Source organism: Corallococcus sp. BB11-1 (assembly GCF_026626625.1).
Classification (GTDB): Bacteria; Myxococcota; Myxococcia; order Myxococcales; family Myxococcaceae; genus Corallococcus; species Corallococcus soli.
The window spans coordinates 345,681-364,196 of record NZ_JAPNJY010000044.1 but is presented as its reverse complement, the minus strand read 5'-3'; the positions used below and the strand labels follow the sequence as shown (position 1 = coordinate 364,196).

Here is an 18,516-nt window from a genome sequence, read left to right as displayed (position 1 = left end):
CAGGGGCCGGGCTCGCCAGCGACACGGCGGGCCCGGTGCCGGACGTCTCGGACGCTCAGGCGGAGCTGCCCCGCCTGCGCTCTTCGAACCGGGGGGTGTTCCGGCCGGTGAGCGTGGCCAGCACGCTCACCAGCTCCGCGGGATCGATGGGCTTGGGGACGTGCATCTGGAAGCCGGCGAGCAGCGCCCGGGTGCGATCCTCCATCCGGGCGAAGGCCGTGAGCGCGATGGCCGGCGTCTGTCCGCCCTGGTCGACGGGCAGCGAGCGCAGCCTGCGGATCAGCGAATAGCCATCCTCGCCCGGCATCCCGATGTCGGAGAGGAGCGCGTGGGGCCGGAAGAGCCGCAGCTTCTCCAATCCCTCGCGGGCGCTGGCCGCGGTGACGACCACGGCCCCCCGGCCCTCCAACACCACGGAGAGCAGCTCCCGGGCATCGGGTTCATCGTCCACCACCAGCACGTGGAGCCCCTGGAGGACGGTCATCGGCAGGGGCGGAACGTCCAGGCGCGCCGTGGCCGGGAGGTGCGGCTCCAGCTTTCCCTCCTCGGCCTTGGCCAGGGGCAGCGTCAGGGTGAAGCGCGTGCCTTGACCCTCGCCCTCGCTGAAGGCCTCGACGGCGCCTCCGTGCAGGTCGGTCAGGTGCCGCACGATGGCCAGCCCCAGCCCCAGCCCACCGTGCTTGCGGGTGGAGCTCCCGTCGACCTGCCAGAAGCGCTCGAAGATCTGCGACAGGTAGGCCTGGGGGATGCCCTGGCCGGTGTCCTCCACGTCGATGCGGACGGTCCCTTCCATCCGCCGAAGGCGCACGGTGACCTGTCCGCCCCTGGGCGTGAACTTGATGGCGTTGGACAGCAGGTTCCAGACCATCTGCTGGATGCGGTCGGCGTCCCCGTGCAGGGAGCCGATGTCCGGGGGCCGGTCGAACTGGAGCGTGACGCCCTTGGCCTCGGCCGCGTGGCGCACCGAATCCAGCGCGGCGTCGATGTACTCGCCGGGGTTCACCGCGCGGACCTCCAGCCGCAGCTTGCCGGTGATGATCCGCGACACGTCGAGGAGGTCCTCGATGAGCTGCGTCTGCACCTGCGTGTTGCGCTCCACCGCTTCCAGGGCCCGCGCGTGCTTCTCCGGCGCCAGCTGCCCCGAGCGCAGCATCCGCGTCCACCCCAGCATGGCCATCAGCGGCGTGCGCAGCTCATGGGAGACGGCGGCGAGGAACTCGTCCTTGGCGCGGTTGGCCTGCTCGGCGACCAGGTGCTCGGCCTTGGCCATCTCGAACAGCCGCGCGTTGTCGAAGGCGATCTCCGCCCGCCGTGCCAGCTCCTGCACCAGCTCCAGGTCGTGCGCCGTATAGCGGCGACCCGGGCGCAGCGCGCAGACCTGGACCACGCCGAAGACGCGCCGCTGGGCCCACAGCGGGACCAGGATCCACGAACCCGGCCGGAGCCGCGCGTCGCTCTTCAGGCCCTCCACGGGGCCCTGGGCTTCTTCGAGCAGGGCGTCGGTGAGGTCGTGCACCCACTCGGCCTCACCCGTGCGCAGTACCCGGGAGATGCCCCGGTCGGCGCTGGCGGAGGGTGGGGAGGCGCGGTGCAGCTCGCGCAGGATGGGCACCTGCGAGGCGTCCGTGTGGGCCACCATGGCCTGGCGCACGGGCCCCTCATCCTCCTGGAGGTAGACGGCGCACCAGTCTCCCAGCCGGGGGAGGATCAGCGCGGCGAGCCGCTCCAGGGTGACGGACATCTCCAGCGAGGCGGTGAGCATGGTGCTCGCCTCCGCCATGAAGCTCAGCGTCTCCGCCGCGCGCTTCTGATCGTCGATGTCCGTGCACGTGCCCAGCCACTGGATGAGGCGACCGTGCGCATTGCGCAGCGGCAAGGCCTGGATGAGGTGCCAGCGGTAGGCGCCGTCCGCATGGCGGCGGATGCGGCCCTCGCATTCGAAGGCGGCCCCTGACTGGCGACTCTCACTCCACTGGCCGAGGCAGCGGGGGATGTCCTCCAGGTGGAGGACTTCGCGGGCCACGTGGCGCTCCTTCGACGTCTCCTCCCGGGAGCGCCTGGGGCGCAGGCCGGTGTATTCGTACCAGCGCTGGTTGAAGTAGTCGGGGCGGCCATCGGGTCCGGCTGTCCAGACGATCTGCGGCAGCGCCTCCGCGAGCGCCCGGTGCTGCTGCTCCGCCAGGTGCAGCCGCATGGCCTGACGCAGGCTCTGCGCCAGGTGTTCGGCGGTCAGCTTCGTCTTCGACAGGTAGTCGCAGGCGCCGGCCTTCATCAGGTCGACGGCGGTCTGTTCGTTCCCCTGGCCCGTAAGCACGATGATGGGGGAGCGCGGCCCCCGCCTTCCCAGCTCCCGCAGGATCTGGAGCCCGTCCTCCCCGGGCAGCAGGAAGTCGAGCAGGACGACGTCGAAGGACCGGGCCTTCAGGTGTTCGAACGCTTCGGTGCCGCTGGTGGCCTCCACCACCTCCGCGGCGATGCCGCCCTTGTGCAGCAGCCGCCGGACCGTCATCCGGTCCACCTCGTCGTCGTCGACGAGCAGCAGCGTGAGCAGGTCGCTGGGATCTGGAGCGTCCAGGGGGCGCGAGGGCGCCGGGGCATCACTCACGAGCGCTCCACTTCATGCCGGGGCCAGGTGAAGTGGAAGGTTGCGCCCCCGGAGGACTCGACCCACACGCGGCCTCCCTGGCCTTCGACCAGCTTCTTCACCACGCACAGGCCCATGCCGGAGCCTTCGACCTTGTCGCGCGCGACGAGCGTCTGGAAGGGGGCGAAGATCTTCTCGTGGTAGGCGGGCGCGATGCCCGGACCGTTGTCCGCCACCGAGAAGTGGTGGAAGTCCTGTGCGGCTTTCGCTTCGACCCGCACCCGCAGCGGGTGCTCGCCGCGCGCGTGCTTCAAGGCATTGGAGAGAAGGTTCATGAAGACCTGTTGAAGCGGAAGGTGCTCGGTGAGGAGGGTGGGCATGCCGGGACCGACTTCGAGCCGCGCGGTGTCACCCTCCGGAAGCCGCGCCATCACTGTGTGGATCAGCGCGCCCACGTCCACCGGCTCCGGGGCGTGCGTGGCGCGACCCGCGCGGCTGTAGTCGAGCAGCCCGTCGAGCATGGCCTCCATCCGGTGCACCCGCCCGCGCAGCAACTCCAGCTGCCGGCGCGACTCCTCCCCCAGCCGGGGGCCCAAATCCTCCTCGAGCCAATGGGACAGGTTCGCGATTCCCCGCAGGGGCGCCTTGAGGTCGTGGCTGGCCACATAGGCGAACTGCTCCAACTCCGCGTTGTTCCTCCGCAGCGCTTCGCGGAGCGCAAGCACCTCCGCGAGGAGCGCTTCCTTCGGCTTCTGGGTGTCGTCCATGAAGAAGAATCCGGCGCGGGCCGGCCGCGCTCCCGCCGCCTGAAGACGTCGCGGAAGGAACCGCGAGTAGAGGCAGAGCCGGGGTCGGTGCTGGGCGCTTGTTTCACGGGTGGGGTTGTTTGCCGAACAGAGCCCGGCCCTGCCTGCTTGCTGTACAGCCGACCAGCACCCCGTCGGTTGTCGGGAAGGGAACAGCAGGGGTCCGCACGTTTCCAGGGGCAGGAACGTGGACGCTAGAAGGACGCAGGTCTGGCTCCACGGATGACGTGAGCCTCGCAGGTGCAAGGGACCCGGATGACCGCTCCCATGGTTGGCGACAAGAGCGACAAGAGCATGAGCATCCTGCTCATCGAGGACGATGAGGTGGACGTGATGAACGTCCGCCGAGCCTTCAGCAAGAACCACATCGCCAACCCGCTCTACGTGGCCTCCAATGGCCTGGAGGGGCTGGAGGCGCTGCGCGACGGGACGGTGCCCGAGGGGCGCCGGCTGGTGCTGCTGGACCTCAACCTGCCGAAAATGAATGGCATCGAGTTCCTGCGCGCCCTGCGAGCGGATCCGCAGCTGAGGACGACGTCGGTGGTGGTGCTCACCACGTCCGCGAACGAGCGCGACAAGATCGACGCTTACGATTTCAACGTCGCCGGCTACCTGCTCAAGCCGGTGACGTTCCTCAGCTTCGTGGAGGTGATGGCCACGCTCAACAAGTACTGGACCCTGGTGGAGATGCCTTGAGCGGTGTGAAGCCATGCAGCGTCCCTGTTGACGAAATCTCCCTGCAAGACGCCCCCTTCCTCGCCGGTGACGGGGAGATGGCGCGGCGCATGCGCGAGTTCGACTGGGCCCACTGCCCGGTGGGCCCGGTGGCGCAGTGGCCCCAGAGCCTGCGCACGGCGGTCAGCATCTGCCTGGCGTCCCGGCACCCCATCGAGATCTGGTGGGGACCGCAGTTCGCGCGCCTCTACAACGACGCGTACCGGCCCATCCTCGGCGCGCACAAGCACCCCCAGTTCCTGGGCCGCCCTGGCTGGGAGTGCTGGGGGGAGATCTGGGACGTCATCGGCCCGATGCTCGAAAGCGTCCGTGCCACGGGCAAGGCGACGTGGTCGGAGGACTTCCCGTTGATGATGTGGCGCAACGGGTACCTGGAGGAGACCTACTTCACGTTCTCCTACGCGCCGCTCTGGAACGAGGACGGCACGGTGGGCGGCATCTTCTGCGCCTGCGCGGAGACGACGCCGCGACTGCTGAGCGAGAGGCGGCTGCGGCTCCTGCGCGACCTGGGCGCGCAGACGGCCATGTCGGCCACGGCCACGGTGAAGGAGGCGTGCGAGCACGCGATGCGGACGCTCTCCGGCGGGATCGCCGACGTGTCGTTCGCGCTGCTGTACCAGCTTTCCCCCGACGACGCGGAGGCCCGGCTGGTGGCCTCCATGGGCTTCGCGGCGGGAGGGCCCGAGCGGGTCGCGATGGGGGAGGGCGGCGACTGGCCCTTCGCGGAGGTCGTCCGCACGCAGCGTCCCGTGCGGGTGGACCTGCTGGAGGCGGAGGCTCCCTGGCCCGGAGGCGCGTGGCCCGAGCCGTCCCGCGAGGCGCTCGTGCTCCCGCTGTTCCGCTCTGGGGAGAGCGCGCTCCAGGGCTTCATCGTGATGGGGGTGAACCCCCGTCGCTCGCTTGACGATGCGTACCGGGACTTCTTCGAGCTGTCGGCCGGCCACGTGGCGACGACGCTCTCCAGCGCGCGGGTGTACGAGGAGCGGGCGCGGCTGTTGCTGCGCGAGCAGGCGGCGCTCGCGGAGGCGGAGCGGCAGCGCTCACGGCTGGAGTCGCTTTTCCTCCAGGCCCCTGCCGGCATCTGCGTGTTGCGAGGGACGGACCATGTCTACGACTTCGCGAACCCGCGCTACGTCGAGCTCGTCGGGGGGCGGGACGTCGTGGGCAAGCCCCTGCGCGAAGCGCTGCCGGAGCTGAAGGAGATCATCGTCCCCTTGTTGGATCGGGTGTACGCCACGGGCGAGCCCTTCTTCGGCGACGAGCTCCGGGTCCCGTTGCTTCGCGCGGGCCAGGTCCAGGACTACTTCTTCAACCTCATCTACCAGCCCATCTATGACCCGTCGGGGACGATTGAGGGCATCTCCGTCATCGCCTTCGAGGTGACGGAGCAGGTGCACGCGCGGCAGCAGGCCGAGCGGCTCACGCAGGAATTGAAGGTGACGAACCAGGACCTGGATCAGTTCGCCTATGTCGCGTCCCACGACCTCAAGGCCCCGCTGCGAGGCATCGCGAGCCTCTCCGAGTGGATTGAAGAGGGGCTGGCGGACAAGATGAGCGACGAGACGCGCCATCAGATGGGCCTGCTCCGGGGCCGGGTGCACCGGCTGGAGGCGCTCATCAACGGCATCCTGAGCTATTCACGCGTCAGCCGGACCCGCGAGAAGCTGGAGACGGTGGACGTGGGGACGCTGCTCGCGGAGAGCCGGGACCTGCTGGCGCCGCGCCCCGAGGCGAGCATCGTCATTGGCGGGGGGATGCCCACGCTCCAGGTGGAGCGGGTGCCGTTGCAGCAGGTGTTCCTGAACCTGATGAGCAACGCGCTCAAGCACGCGGGCCGGGCGGACGCGCGCATCGAGATCGCCTGCGCGGACGCGGACGCCTTCTACGACTTCACGCTGAAGGACAACGGGCCGGGAATCGACCCCCGCTTCCACGACCGCATCTGGGGCATCTTCCAGACGCTGGAGGCGCGCGACAAGGTGGAGGGGACGGGGATCGGGCTCTCGGTGGTGAAGAAGATCGTGGAGACGCGGGGAGGGCGGGTGGCCATCGAGTCGGAGCTGGGGGCCGGCGCGACGTTCCACGTCTACTGGCCCAAGCGGCCGGGGGTGCAGGCGTAGCCGCGGGCGACCCCCATGGGCCGTCAGGAACGCGCACTCGTTGCGCGTCTCACATCGCCTGCTATAAAGCGCCCGGAGGGGCCCAGGAACGGTGGCAGGGCCTCACCCGGAAGCACATGTTGTTCCGCAGCAAGCGTCGTTGGACCCCGTAGCTCAGTTGGATAGAGCGACGGTTTCCTAAACCGTAGGCCACAGGTTCGATTCCTGTCGGGGTCGCTCTCCAAACCCCCGGCCCGACTGAGGAAATCAGCGGGCCGGGGCGGGCGGGCTCCCGGGCTTACCCAATCCGTGGCGCTGTCGTGGCGTTGCGGCACTGCCTCCAGCACTAAACTAGGCGAGGTCCGCGCCTTCGCGAGGTCCGTGCCGCCCGTTCCCGGGTGCGTTTCCTGCGGCCTGGCATGCTGGCCGGGCTCTCCCTCCCAGGCCTGTACGCGTCACATCCTGGAGGCAGGGTACTGGGCGCCTGGAGTGCTGGCGGGTGGCTCGCTCCGCCCTGGCGTGGATGCGGCGGTGGCGGATGCCCACGGTGCGGTGCTGCGCGGGCAGCGAGCCTTCGGGCAGATGGGACTCACCACGCTGGCCTTCCTCCTGGTGGTGGGCGGTCGCGCATTGCTGGCGCACGTGGGCGACTCGCGCGTGTACCGGCTGCGCGCCGGGCACCTGGAGCAGCTCACCCAGGACCACAGCGACAGCCGCCACGTCCTCAACCGGTGCCTGGGCAGCCCGCGCGCCGGCTCCGACGCCACGCCAGATGTGCTGGAGACCGACCTCCAGCCCGGAGACGTCTACCTCCTCTCGTGGACGAGCAAGCCAGTCGTCTCGGACGCCGATGTCGAGACGCGGGCGAAGGTGCTCCGGCGTCCCCCTTCCTTGAAGCGCCGAGGCCCGCGAGGTAGAGAACGACGCCTCATCTCCGCAGGGGGCGGGGATTCAGGGCAGGGACGCCTTCATGAATCCACGTGGCGCCGAGAAGGAGTACCTCCAAGATGGCCTGCGCAGCGGCCTCAAGCTCGACGCGCGCTTCGACGCCCTGACGCCCCACCTCCACGTGGCGTGGATCTCCTGGGACAGCGGCTTCCGCGGTTCGGGACTGCGCGTGGGCGACCGGATCATCGCCATCGACGGTCAGCCCGTCGTCAAGCCACCCGACCTGGCCACCACGCAGCGCACCGTGCCCTTCATGCTCGGCCAGTACGCCGAGAACCAGACCTGGGACAAACAGGGGCGAAAAGAGGGTGACAAGGTCCAGGTGCGAATCGTTCGCCGGCGTGAGCCCGGCGAGGGCTGGGAGGAGCACGAGTTCAGCGGCGCCCTGCTCCATGAACGCACCTGGAGCATCGCCGATACGACGCGGCAGATCATCGGACCGGGAGGACCCGAGCGCATGGGTCGCGACGGCTTCGACGGGGCCTGGATGTCATGGCTCGAGAAGCGCGTCTTCGATTGGGAGCGCCTGCTCGACAGCACCTTCGGCGCCTGGCGCACCTCGCGAGGGACGCGCGCGGAGCTCGCGAATCACCTCGGACACAAGGCCCGCGTCGACTTCCTCGTCGAGCATCATCCCGGCCCCTTCGCGACGGCAATGCGCGAGGACTGGGAGACGGTGCGTGTCTGTCTCGAAGGAGACCTCGTCACGCTCCCGGCGGATGCCCTTGAGTTCCGCACCCGGGGCGAGGAGCAGGTGAAGGCCATTGGCCTCCAAGCTGCGGTGGCGTGGAAGGTCCTGCTGGAGGCGCGTGCAGGGGAGACGCTCGGCGCCTTCCCCGTCGTCGACCCCTTCCGGGGTGACCGCTCCGCGGTGACCGGCAAGCTGGTCTCACTGCCGACGCTGACGCAACGGGAGTGGCTGGTCGACATGGGCAAGGGCTACCTGGCCTGGAACCAATCCGGCGCCTGGGTCTTCTGCCCCGCCAACACCCCGGCCATGAACAAGGTCTTCTCCGCCATGCAGCGCTACCAGAAGCGCGTTGCCCCGTCGGTGAGGCTCGACATCGCCGTGCTCGGCCGCATCCTTCCGGATCCCCGCCTGCTCGCGGGCTCGGGCCGCACCGCCGCCGGCCTGGAGGTGGAGCCCGTCGCCGCCCTGGTCGGCGGCGTGGTCTGCGTCGATGTCAGCGACCCGAGCGAGGGCGGACCGCGCTTCGCCGGAGAGGAGACGCTCAGCCAGGAGAGCTTCGGCGCTCCGGCCGACGACGCGAGCCCGCGAGAGGTCCTCACGGCGATGATTTCGGCCGTGAAGCGTGGTGACCAGGAGACCTGGAACGGCCTCTTCGCGGACTGGCGCGCCGTGCCAGACGCCGACCGGCCCATCTACTACCCGGTCTGGACCTGGAACGGCCGCGACAGCGACTGGGTGCGCGCGCGGCGCCTCATCCTCGACAAGGTGCTCGACGCGCGGGTGCGCTGGATTGGCGAGGCGCGGGTCGTCATCCGGGGCGACGAGGCCCCGGGCCTGCCGCGCGTCGAGGAGGTCGAGTTGGAGCTGGACCACGTCGGCCTCTTCGAGGGCCAGACCCGCACCTTCAACTCAGTCGACGTGCGTCGGCGCTGGACGGTCCAACGCCGCAACGGTGGCCCCTGGCGCATCACCAGCGAGCAGAGCCTGTAAGGAGCACTCCATGGGCTGGTACTCAAGCCGCGTCTCTGAACTCAACGAACGGTTGAACAGCGCCTCGGAGGGCGCCCCCGACACGGTGAAGCGCGCTTTGAGCGACGCCATCGTGAAGGTTGGAAACGCGGCCGATCAAGCCCTCTCGGCCATGCTCGACGCCAGCGAGCGCACCAGCGCCGGCAATCTGGGGACGCAGCGCAAGTGGCAGGAGCGCTGCGCCACGGCCACGGCCGACATCAGCCGCGCCTTTGGTGATGCCGCCAAGGACAACATGCTCTCGCCCGCCCTCCAGCTCTTCTGGTACCAGGCGCTGGAGCACGAGATGGCCTTCTTCGACTCCCTGGCCAAGGTGCAGACGCCCCAGCTCCACGACGACCTGCTCGTCCATCAGGACCTGCTCAACAAGATGCTGGGCGAGCTGTGGGACAAGTGGACCTTCCTGCTGTCCAAGGACGTCATCTTCGAGAACGACCAGCGTCAGGTGGTGCAGCAAGTCTCACGGATGGCGCAGTCCATCGTCGACGACCTCGCCCCGGGCGTGCTCAAGCGCACCAGCGAGGGCGTCTCGCGCGCCACCGCGAAGTCGCTCGACGTGGCCCTCAAGCTCGATGACAAGCTCCTGGGCGGCAAGGGCGTGGACCTGGCCAAGCTCGTCGCCTCGCTGTTCGATGTCGACATCCCCGACGAAATCGACCGCAACCTGCTGGACGCGGTGCAGGGGGGCTCCGAAGTCTACCAGGTGCAGACGGGCCACTACCGCAACCTGGTGTCGGCCTACCAAAGCCTGGTGCAGGCGGAGAAGGGCAGTGTCCTGCTGCTCTTCAACGCGACGCGGGCAGAGGTCGACACGTACCGTGACAAGAACGACCTGGGGAAGGCCAAGGTCATGCTCGACCAGGCCAAGGGCTACCTCTCCGACTGGGCCTCACGCGTGCCCAGCTCGGCCCAGCGAAGCGAGGCCTCCAGCTTCAAGGACAAGGTGTGCTCGGCCATCGACACCGACTGGAGGCTCACCGAGGAGCTCGACAACAAGTTCCGCGACAAGTTCAAGGGCATCTTCGTCCAGTCCCTGGGCAGCGAGACCCTTGAGCAGCTCGCGGAGTCCTACCTCTTCCGTCAGCACATCGAGGAAATCACTCGCAAGGACGCCGCCGGCAAGCTCAAGGCCCTGCCGGGCAACCTCCAGAGCGAGGTCGACAGCGCGCTCGAGCGGGGCCTGCGCCCCCTCGACGACCTAGTCAACCGCGTCCCGGAAGAGGTGCGCGAGCTGGCCCGCATGAAGAACCAGCGGTTCAAGGAGCACGTGCGCGCCAGGCTCAAGGACCGCATCCAGGCCCTGCTGCCGGCCATCGTCGAGCTGGCCGCCCTCTGGGACCCGAACAACCTCTCGAGGGACTTCAGCCGCGAGGAGTTGGAGAAGGCCCTCCGCTGAGATTGGACGGCGCGACTCAGGGCCGCGCGTAACCTTGGAGCATGCGGCTGGTGCGACGGAAGTGGCGGGCGTCGCGCACGCTTCGCGGCGCCTGCCCCAGCTTTCGCCTGTCCTCTGCGGTCAGTCCTGGTTCGGCGGGATCCTTGCCGGTCTCATGTTCCAGAAATTGCGCATGCGACCGGCAATTGCCTTGGAGATTCTGGCGACCTGCTCAGCAGGACTCTTCCTGGATGACCTGGCTGTACTGCGTGCGCGTTCCTGTCCGCTTAGGCGTACTCCCGCACCAGCAGTTTTCGGAGCCAACCTGGGTGGTGTAGGTCGCGTCGCTGTAGTACGCGACGGTGTATTGGGTAATGCACAGGAGTCGGTCCTCCCGGGACGCGAGGTTTGGCTGCCCAGACTCCAGTCCGTCCGCCTCGCCTCCGCCGCAACCTGCGAGGAGCCCAGCAACGAGTGCGCCTGCGGCAATGTATGCCTTCATGCTTCCTCCGAACGCGCGGTTGGTTTGCGCGTTTGTTGAGATTAACTGGAATGGCATGAGTTGGGAAGGCATGCCCTCGGGGAGTTCCTGGCCCACCTGCATGTGGCCGGTTTCATCGTTACCACGCGAGGGTCAGCGCTGGCGGTGGATGTGCAAGGCACCCGCTGGACGTCCAGGCGAACACGAAGGGGCATTCGTCGAATGCTCAGCTCTCCGGAGGTTCACTGCTCAGCCAGAAGGCCTGGTTGCCGCTGCGCAGCGCCTTCCCCAGGAACTCGCTAAAGGATGATGCAATGGGCACCAGTTCGGGAAACGTCTCGTGCCACGCGTCGAAGAGGGGATATCGGTCAACCTCCCCTCGTGCCACGTCCAGGACGATGTAGTCGGAGTCCTGCATGTCCACCAACGTGTAGAGGGAAGCCGCCCCGGCCTCGTCCCTGTCGTTGGCGCGGATGGCGACGCGAGCGCGTTGGATTTTCTCCAGCGGCAGCACGCGGAAGCGCGTGTCAGGTGAGGAGACGAAGAGGTCACACCCGTCGAAGCGCAGGTAGAAGGCGCGCAGGTCCTCATCAAGTGTCCACCCCACGCGTGCTTCAAAGGCGGCGACCTGTACGGGCGTGGCAGGAGGGCGAGGGAAGTGGATCCGGGAGACTTCGGCCAGGAGGCTGTCCATGGACATGGTGGCCCTCAATCCACGTAGGGGCGCGCGGGCCCTGGCGTCAGCCACTTCCCGCCCGGGGCGTAGCAGGCGGGGTACTCGTCGTTGAGAACCTGATGCACGCCCTGCGGCACCGGGAGCACGTTGTCGGGCGCCACCGGCGGGCCTCCATGTGCCAGGTCGAATATGTGGTGGCCCTGCCAATTCACCCCATTCGTTGACGGCCACGCTCCGAATTCGGAGCCCCACTGGCGGCGAAAACCCTCGCGGGCATTCTTCCACTTCTCCCGGAGTTGGCGGCCGTTCGCCACCTTCGGGTAGTCGCAGCAGCAGTGGGTGATGGCGAGCCGCCCGCCGGCCTCCGCGGGGAGCAGCATGAAGCGTCCCTTCCAGTCGCCCTTGATGTCGGCGAGCCACATGCAGCCCATGAGCGCATGGCCCTGGGCTGCGCACTTCGACTCGCAGCGGGCCATGAACGCGGCGCTGCACTGCCAGGGCCCGTAGTAGAGGGTCGTCTGCAGCTGTCCGCCGTCAGGGGTGGAGACGAACGGGCTCACCCACTTCGCGGACGCGGGGGGGCCGACGGCGCCGACGGTAGCGGAGCCGCAGCCCAGGAGGGCGAGGACGGAGGCGGCGCTCGCGGCGCGCAGGTGAGGGTGTATGGCTGTCACGGGCACCCATGACAGCACGGCCAAAGCTACAAGTTAAGCGCTGTCGATGGGGATGGATGACCTGTTCGCGGTCACGGGCCGCCAGCGTCAAGCCGTCGAACTCCTCGAAGATGGCATCCGGTGACCACCCTATGCCCCCCTCGAAGTTGCTGGATTGGGCCAATGAGAGGCAATGACAACACCTCACCCGGCCACCGCATGTGGGAGCGTGCGGGGCCGGGGGTGTAGCCATTCCGATCACGAAGGGGGCGCTCGCTGTGACGTGATCCGCCACGGGTCCGCGCGCTTCACTTCGGCCGGTCCTGCAACCTCACCGCGCCGTCAGCGACTCAAGGCAGCGGCGACAGTTCGATGTTGTCGAAGTTCGTGTCCCAGCCGTTCGACGTCGCCAGGGTGACGGACGAGCAGGTGCCCTGCCAGTTCGTCACGACGTGGGTCACCTGTCCTTGCGTCAGGGGGAAGGTGCGCGTGGGCTGGTTGAAGCAGCTCACGGTGAGCGTCGCGCCCGCGTCCCAGGTGAAGGCGTCGAGGCCGACGACGGTCCGCTGCCCGTAGATGCTGAGCTCCCCCTGGTTCACGCCCCCGCCGTTGAACGAGATGCTCTGCGTGGTGAACCCGCCCCAGGGCGACCCGAGGTACCACTTGTTGTGCACGAAGTAGAAGGGGCCGTGGATGCCGGTGATGGGCGCGTCCGCGCCGTCGAAGGCATCGAAGGTGACCACGTTCGTCGCCGCGCCCACGGGGATCGTCAGGGTGCTGGTGTTGTTGCCCGGAACGTTGTCCGTCTCGGAGGCCGTGACGGTCGCCTGGAACTGGAACGTCCCGGCCAGCGACGGCACCAGCGTCATGCGAACGACGGCGGACTGACCGGCGGGCAGGTCCGTGATGTCGCAGTGCATGTTGTCCTGCGTGAAGTAGCCGCACGAGCCCACCGACGCGGACGGGATGAAGGCGAGGGGCGCGAGTCCGGTGGGGACAGGGACGTCGAGCGTGAGGTTGGTGGCCGCCCTCGTGCCGTGGTTCGTCAGCGTGATGTCATAGTGGAGCGCCTGGCCCCGGACTCCCGACCCGGCGGGGAAGGAGTGCTGCACGGACACGTCGACCGGGGACGCATTGCCCGTGGCGGGCACGAAGGCGACGTCCACCCAGAAGTTGGCGTTGTAGAACGCGTCGGTGGGGAAGCCGCTGCCATTGAGGTGGCGCACCCCGTTGCCGCCCGCCGCGGCCGCGGACGGCGCGTGCAGGGGCGGCATGTCCACGCCCGCGTTGCTGAAGTAGGAGCTCGTGATGGCGTAGTAGCCCCCCGGCGCGAAGTACGACACGACGTAGGTCGTATTCGCGGCCAGGCTCACCGGCGTCGGGAACGCCAGCTCGCGCCAGCCGAAGCCGCTCTCCACGGGCGCCTGCGCGGTGGTGCCCAGCAGGGTGCCGGTGGCGCTCCACAGGTGGCCCACGACCGGAGGGGTGGCCATGCCACTCTTGTAGTAGCGGATCTTCGTCACGGTGCCCGCGACGTCCGTGTGGAACTTCAATCCCACCTCGGCCGGCGTGGAGTCCCCGTTGATGGCATGCGGGTCGCCCGTCACCACGTTCCAGAAGCTGCACGGGTTGCAGGTGCTGCTCGCGAGCGTGGTGGCGGTGACGGTGGCGGACGCGGGGCCCACGTTGCCGGCGGCGTCACGGCCGCGCACGGTGTACGAATACGCGGTGGCGGGCGTCAGGCCCGTGTCGCGGTAGCTCGTGGTGGTGCCGGGCAGCTCCGCGATGAGCTGGCTGCCCCGGTACACCAGGTGCGCGCGCGCGTTGCCCTGCATCTCGCCATTGCCGTCCACGGAGGCGTACCAGGTCAGGTCAATGGCGGTGGACGAGTTGGGCGTCGCCGTGACGTTGGTGGGCGCCGTCGGGGGCGTGGTGTCGTTGGGCTGGAAGGCCACGTCCACCCAGTAGTTGGTGGCCTGGAAGGTGTCGGTGGGGAAGCCGCTGGTGCCGTAGCGATAGAGGCCGTTGCCGGCCCCCGTCCCACTCGCGGGCGCGTGCAGGGGCGGCGCCGCCAGCGCGGAGGCGAAGCCGTTGCTCGTCGCCGCGTAGTGTCCCGCGGGCGCGTGGTACGACACGACGTAGTTCGTGTCCGCCGTGATGTTGACCGGCGTGGTGAAGCGGACCTCCTGCCAGCCAGAGGCCGTCTCACCCTGGAACGTCGCGGTGGCCAGCAGCGTCCCGGACGCCGACCACAGGCTGCCGGTGTGCGTGCCCGTGTTGCCCGCGCCCTTGTAGAAGCGCACGCCCTTGATCTGCCCGGGCGCGTCGCTGCGGAAGCGCATCCCCAGCTCCACCGCGGCGCTGTCATTCGCGGCCGCCACGTCCGGCACCGCGGAGGCGCTGAAGAGGGAGCGCTCACCCGGCAGCAGCGGCTGCGCGACCTGTTCGGTGCGCGGTGTTCCCGGAGCGGAAGGCTCCCCGGCGCCACAGCCCAGCTGCGCCCCCATGAAACCCAGTAGCAACGTTGTCATCCAGAATGATGAACGGCTCAGCACGTCGGACTCCCTTGTGATGAAGACAGGCGGTGGAATCTCACACCGCCGGTTTGGGAGTCGAGCATTTCAAGGAGGACGGACACTTCCAGCCTTGTGCCGTGGAGGATTCTCCTGGGCTGGAATGCGCGGCGTTCGTCGCTGCGGTGGGGCTACGGGCACGCCGCGAGGTAGCCGCGCAGTTGCACCTGGGCTCGGAGCGTGCGGGCCTCCGGGCCGGGCACCGTGGTGAGCGCGGCGATGAGGCTTGTGCAGCCCGGCAACTTCACGTCCACGGCCACCGCGGGGTGCAGGCGCTCGTCGGTGCCGTCAAAGGCAAGCTCGGCGCGGAAGTCCGCGATGGTTGTCTTTCGTTGCACGCCCGCTCCGAAGCGCAGGGCCCGCTCGGAGCTCCACACGTCCAGCCCCTGCACCGTCGCGAGCACGTCGAAGCGCGGGCCGAGCGCGGACTGGCCGCTCACCCAGAACGTGTGCCGGGTGTCCGTGAGGCCGTCCGCGGAGAGCACGTCGCCCTCCACGCGAGCGGAGACGCCCCAGCCGGCGGAGATGCGGATGTCGCCCCGGGCCCGCATCGTCCGCAGGGCCTCGGCGAAGAGCGCGGAGAGGTCCACGCCTCGCTCCAGGACGTCCTCCTCCGCGTCCCCCGGCGGGGCCACGCCGTGGCTCGCCAGCGCGCCCGCCACCCGTTCGGGCAGGGGCGAGTTGAGCACGGGGTCATGGGGATCGTGGAGCGTCGTCCGGAGGCCGAAGCCCACGCGCCAGGAGTCCGGGTTCCTTGCGTCGGGGACCACCGCGACCGACAGCGTCGTCTTGGTCAGCACCCGCATGAGGCGACCGGCCACCGAGTTCGAGCGATACCCGGAGAGGCTCCGGATGCCACCTCCGAAGAGGAAGTAGGGCGCGACGTCCAGGGCGAGGCCGGGGCGGAGCAGCTCCGGGGTCCGCGACGCCAGCAGCGTGACCATGACGGGCTTGGGCGCCGCGCCGAGCAGCACGAGCGTGGGCGTCTCATCCAGGGCCACGAGGCCCGCGGACTCCGGGACGTCCACGTCGAGCACGAAGCGGTAGAGGTTGACGTTGTCCTGCGCGAGCCCCGCCCCCGGGCCGAGCAACATCCCCACGCCGGTGAGCAGCGCGAGCCCCCGCCGGAGGCCCCCCGTGCTCACGCGAGGCCCAGGGTGCGGAGGTAGTCATTGGTGAAGGCCGCGCGCAGCTCGGGGCTGGTGAGCAGGGCCGCTCGCGCCTTGCGCCAGGACTCGACGCGCTCCGGGCCATACATGCTCCGCACGCGGGCTCCGTCGAGGTCGTTGAGCTTCCCCCAGTGCAGGGTGTAGGGCACCTGCCGCTCGGTGAGCTGCTGCCAGACCTTCTGGCAGAACGTCTTCGTGCGCGCGGACCCGGCCCCGTCGATGTCGAGCACGCACGTCATGGGCGCGTGGTGGGTGAACGCCAGCGTGGCCTTGGAGGGCAGGGTGTAGCGCAGCGCCAGCAGCCCGGGGAAGGCATACTCCCGGTTGATGGCCATGGCGGTCTCCACGGCCCTGCGCACCTGGCCGAGCGGGATTCCCAGCGCGCTGCCCAGGGCCTTTCCCCGGGTGGTGGTGTCCGTGAACAGCTCGCCCGGCGTCCCCGCGACGTTCGAGAACTCGCCGTAGAAGCGCTCCAGGAGCTTCGACATGACGGGGATGGTCAGGTCCGAGACCATGTCGGTCAGGACTCCGACGATCTCCAGGGCGCTGTCGCCTTGCGTCAGCTTGCTGCCAGGGCTGGGCGGCTTGGAGCCCGGAGGGGGCTGGGCGTGTTTGTACATCACCGTGACGTAGGCGCCGCCCTCCAGGTCGTTGGGATTGATGACCACCTGGAAGTGATAGGGCCTCTGCCCGGCGGGGCCCGGGAGCTGCACACCGGAGAAGTCGAGCTGGTCCATCGCGCGCCAGAGCCCCTCGGTCAAAGGCATCCGGTGGCGGTACGCCTGGAGGTAGTAGAGGTCCTCGGCGACCAGGAGGACGCCATGCACGATGCCGAAGCTGCCCAGGCTCACGAGCGCGGCGTTGAACAGGGCGTCATCCCGGATGAGCTCCGCGCCCAGCTTCTGGGGGACGTCATCGCTGATGGTGGGATTGCTGGCGCGCTCCAGCCAGATGTGCCGCTCCGGTGAGACGACGAGGTGCAGGCCGGCCACGAAGTCCTGCATGGCGCCGAAGTCCAGGGTGGACCCATGCGTGCCCGTCGCGATGGCGCCAGCGATGGTCTGCCCGTTGCTGGCCCCCGAGGTCGGCAGGGCCTTGCCCATCTTCGCCTTCAGGAAATGGTTCAGCTCCGCGACGGAGTTGCCGCATTGGACGAAGAGGAGGTCCTCCCGCGAGCCCGCGTAGGATGGGTGGGTGCGAGGGGCAGGGAAGACGTAGTTCAGCGGCTTGGTGTTGACGAGGATTCCGCTGGTCGCGGGCGCGCGGGAGAAGGACCAGCCGGCCCCCAGCGCGCGGAGCTCCTGGCCCTCCCAGAGGGCCTTGGCGATCAGCTCCTGCAGGCCCCGGGTGGTGTCGGCATAGCCCTCCGTCGTGGACTGGGAGGCATTGGCGTTCCACACATCCACCAGCAGCTCCAGCTTCTGGCTGTAGGTCTCATGCCAGTTCTGCCATTGCTTCTGATCGCTCGGATGGATGATGGGGGGCATGGCTAGTTCACCTCGCCCGGGGTGGCGCCGAGGGCCCCCAGCTCACCCGGAGACGGTTGGGCCTTGGCGCAGCGCCACTCCACCCGCTGCGGCATCGCGATGCCCAGCGTCACGACGCTGATGAGCGCGAAGCCCAGGTTGGTGCTCTGGTTGACCTCCGCGAGCGGCTGACCCTGGCAGTTGTCGACGCGGGGCTGCTCCTGGACGAGCCCCCAGGCCAGCGACCAGAGGACCTCGCCCTCGGGCTCGGTCGCCGGGGCACCCGCATGGCCGGGCGCCTGGACGCGGTAGTGGGCACAGGCCGACGCCAATGTCAGACACAGCACCGTGGCCATCCGCCACGAACCGAGCATGGATTGCATGACCCCCCACTTTCAGGCTGGAGGGTAGACCACCTCCCGCGGGCCTCAATCGCTCGCGCGGGAGGTGGGAGTGATGGGAGTTGGATGGGAGGGGATGGCGGAGCGGGTGCTGCGCCCTCGGCTCACGGGCAATAGGGGCACGACACCGTCGCCTCGAGCGAGTCGTAGACGAGGCAGTTCTGATCCGCGGCGCTGTGGTTCTTCATCTGGCAGCGGTAGTTCCACACGGAGGCGCACTGCGTGTAGACCTGCGCATCGCCGGTGGGCCCCTGGTACGTGGGCGTGCAGGAGCCGCCGCCCGAGCTCCCCCCCGGGACGGTGCAGCTGTTGGGGTCGGTGCCGCTGGAGCAGGAGAGGCCGGAGCAGGTGGTGCCGCTGCCCATCCACTTGCCCGAACAACTGGAGGCCCCCGAGCGCTGATCGCAGAGCACGCGGTTCAGGTTCGGATCGTAGTAGGCGCACGCGCCGGAGCCGTTGCCGCCGGAGCCGTTGCCGCCGCCGCCGCCCGGCCCCGAGCCGCCCGAAGGCGTTCCCCAGCTCCACTCGGGCGTCCTCGGCTCTGAATAGGCATCCAGGGAGACCGTGCCCTCCGGAAAGCCGACGTCCTCGCACGAGTCGCCCTCGAAGTAGCCGCAGTAGTCCCAGTCCTCGCACCAGAAGTCGCGGCACTCGTCCGCGGTGTCATCGTTGCAGAAGTACAGGGCGGAGCCGTGGACGCAGGCGCCCTGATCGAAGACACCGCATCCCGACAGGAGCGCGATGCCGATGACCGCGAGGGGGAGGACGAGGGCGGATGCGATGCCGGGACGAAGGTGGGGTGATGGGCTCATGCGGCGGGATGGTAGCCC

General features: G+C 69.0%; 13 protein-coding genes and 1 tRNA gene. 5 read left to right on the top strand and 9 right to left on the bottom strand.

Features of this window, described 5'->3' with window-relative positions; all coding sequences use genetic code 11:
* Positions 1–55: 55 nt before the first annotated feature.
* Positions 56–2,605, bottom strand: a complete 2,550-nt coding sequence (locus tag OV207_RS37605; RefSeq protein ID WP_267559864.1) for a response regulator — start codon at positions 2,603–2,605, stop codon at positions 56–58.
* The gene (locus OV207_RS37600; protein WP_267559863.1) at positions 2,602–3,351 is read right to left on the bottom strand and encodes a sensor histidine kinase; all 750 of its coding nucleotides are present in this window, start codon (positions 3,349–3,351) and stop codon (positions 2,602–2,604) included. The genes OV207_RS37605 and OV207_RS37600 overlap by 4 nt, the downstream gene beginning before the upstream one ends.
* A gap of 306 nt (positions 3,352–3,657) precedes the next feature.
* On the opposite strand from OV207_RS37600, the gene OV207_RS37595 reads away from it, so the two are divergent.
* The 5 genes from OV207_RS37595 (at position 3,658) to OV207_RS37575 (ending at position 10,288) form a co-directional block, all read left to right on the top strand.
* Positions 3,658–4,086: a response regulator gene (locus tag OV207_RS37595; RefSeq protein WP_267559862.1), complete on the top strand. Its 429-nt coding sequence runs from the start codon at positions 3,658–3,660 to the stop codon at positions 4,084–4,086.
* Positions 4,087–4,091: 5 nt separating this feature from the next.
* A complete protein-coding gene (locus OV207_RS37590; protein WP_267559874.1) occupies positions 4,092–6,245 on the top strand; it encodes a sensor histidine kinase in 2,154 nt (717 codons plus the stop codon).
* A gap of 142 nt (positions 6,246–6,387) precedes the next feature.
* Positions 6,388–6,461 (top strand) — tRNA-Arg (locus tag OV207_RS37585).
* Between the two features lie 733 nt (positions 6,462–7,194).
* On the top strand, positions 7,195–8,853 hold the full coding sequence (locus OV207_RS37580) for a hypothetical protein (RefSeq protein ID WP_267559860.1): 1,659 nt from the start codon (positions 7,195–7,197) through the stop codon (positions 8,851–8,853).
* Between the two features lie 10 nt (positions 8,854–8,863).
* Positions 8,864–10,288: a hypothetical protein gene (locus OV207_RS37575; protein ID WP_267559858.1), complete on the top strand. Its 1,425-nt coding sequence runs from the start codon at positions 8,864–8,866 to the stop codon at positions 10,286–10,288.
* A gap of 686 nt (positions 10,289–10,974) precedes the next feature.
* On the opposite strand, the gene OV207_RS37570 is transcribed toward OV207_RS37575, so the two are convergent.
* The 7 genes from OV207_RS37570 to OV207_RS37540 form a co-directional block, all read right to left on the bottom strand.
* Positions 10,975–11,448 (bottom strand): SMI1/KNR4 family protein, encoded by a 474-nt coding sequence (locus tag OV207_RS37570; RefSeq protein ID WP_267559856.1) that lies wholly within the window; start codon positions 11,446–11,448, stop codon positions 10,975–10,977.
* An 8-nt stretch (positions 11,449–11,456) separates the two neighbouring features.
* Positions 11,457–12,098: a hypothetical protein gene (locus OV207_RS37565; protein WP_267559855.1), complete on the bottom strand. Its 642-nt coding sequence runs from the start codon at positions 12,096–12,098 to the stop codon at positions 11,457–11,459.
* Between the two features lie 329 nt (positions 12,099–12,427).
* A complete protein-coding gene (locus OV207_RS37560) occupies positions 12,428–14,608 on the bottom strand; it encodes a DUF4082 domain-containing protein (RefSeq protein WP_267559854.1) in 2,181 nt (726 codons plus the stop codon).
* Positions 14,609–14,781: 173 nt separating this feature from the next.
* Positions 14,782–15,795 (bottom strand): hypothetical protein, encoded by a 1,014-nt coding sequence (locus tag OV207_RS37555; RefSeq protein ID WP_267559853.1) that lies wholly within the window; start codon positions 15,793–15,795, stop codon positions 14,782–14,784.
* Positions 15,792–17,306 (bottom strand): FAD-binding protein, encoded by a 1,515-nt coding sequence (locus OV207_RS37550; protein WP_267559852.1) that lies wholly within the window; start codon positions 17,304–17,306, stop codon positions 15,792–15,794. Before OV207_RS37550 ends, OV207_RS37555 begins: the two co-directional genes overlap by 4 nt.
* Positions 17,307–17,308: 2 nt before the next feature.
* Complete coding sequence (locus OV207_RS37545) at positions 17,309–17,668, bottom strand: hypothetical protein (protein ID WP_193430207.1); 360 nt, start codon at positions 17,666–17,668, stop codon at positions 17,309–17,311.
* Positions 17,669–17,790: 122 nt separating this feature from the next.
* Positions 17,791–18,498 carry a hypothetical protein gene (locus tag OV207_RS37540; RefSeq protein WP_267559851.1) on the bottom strand — a complete coding sequence of 236 codons (708 nt, stop codon included), beginning with the start codon at positions 18,496–18,498 and terminating at the stop codon, positions 17,791–17,793.
* Positions 18,499–18,516: the final 18 nt, after the last annotated feature.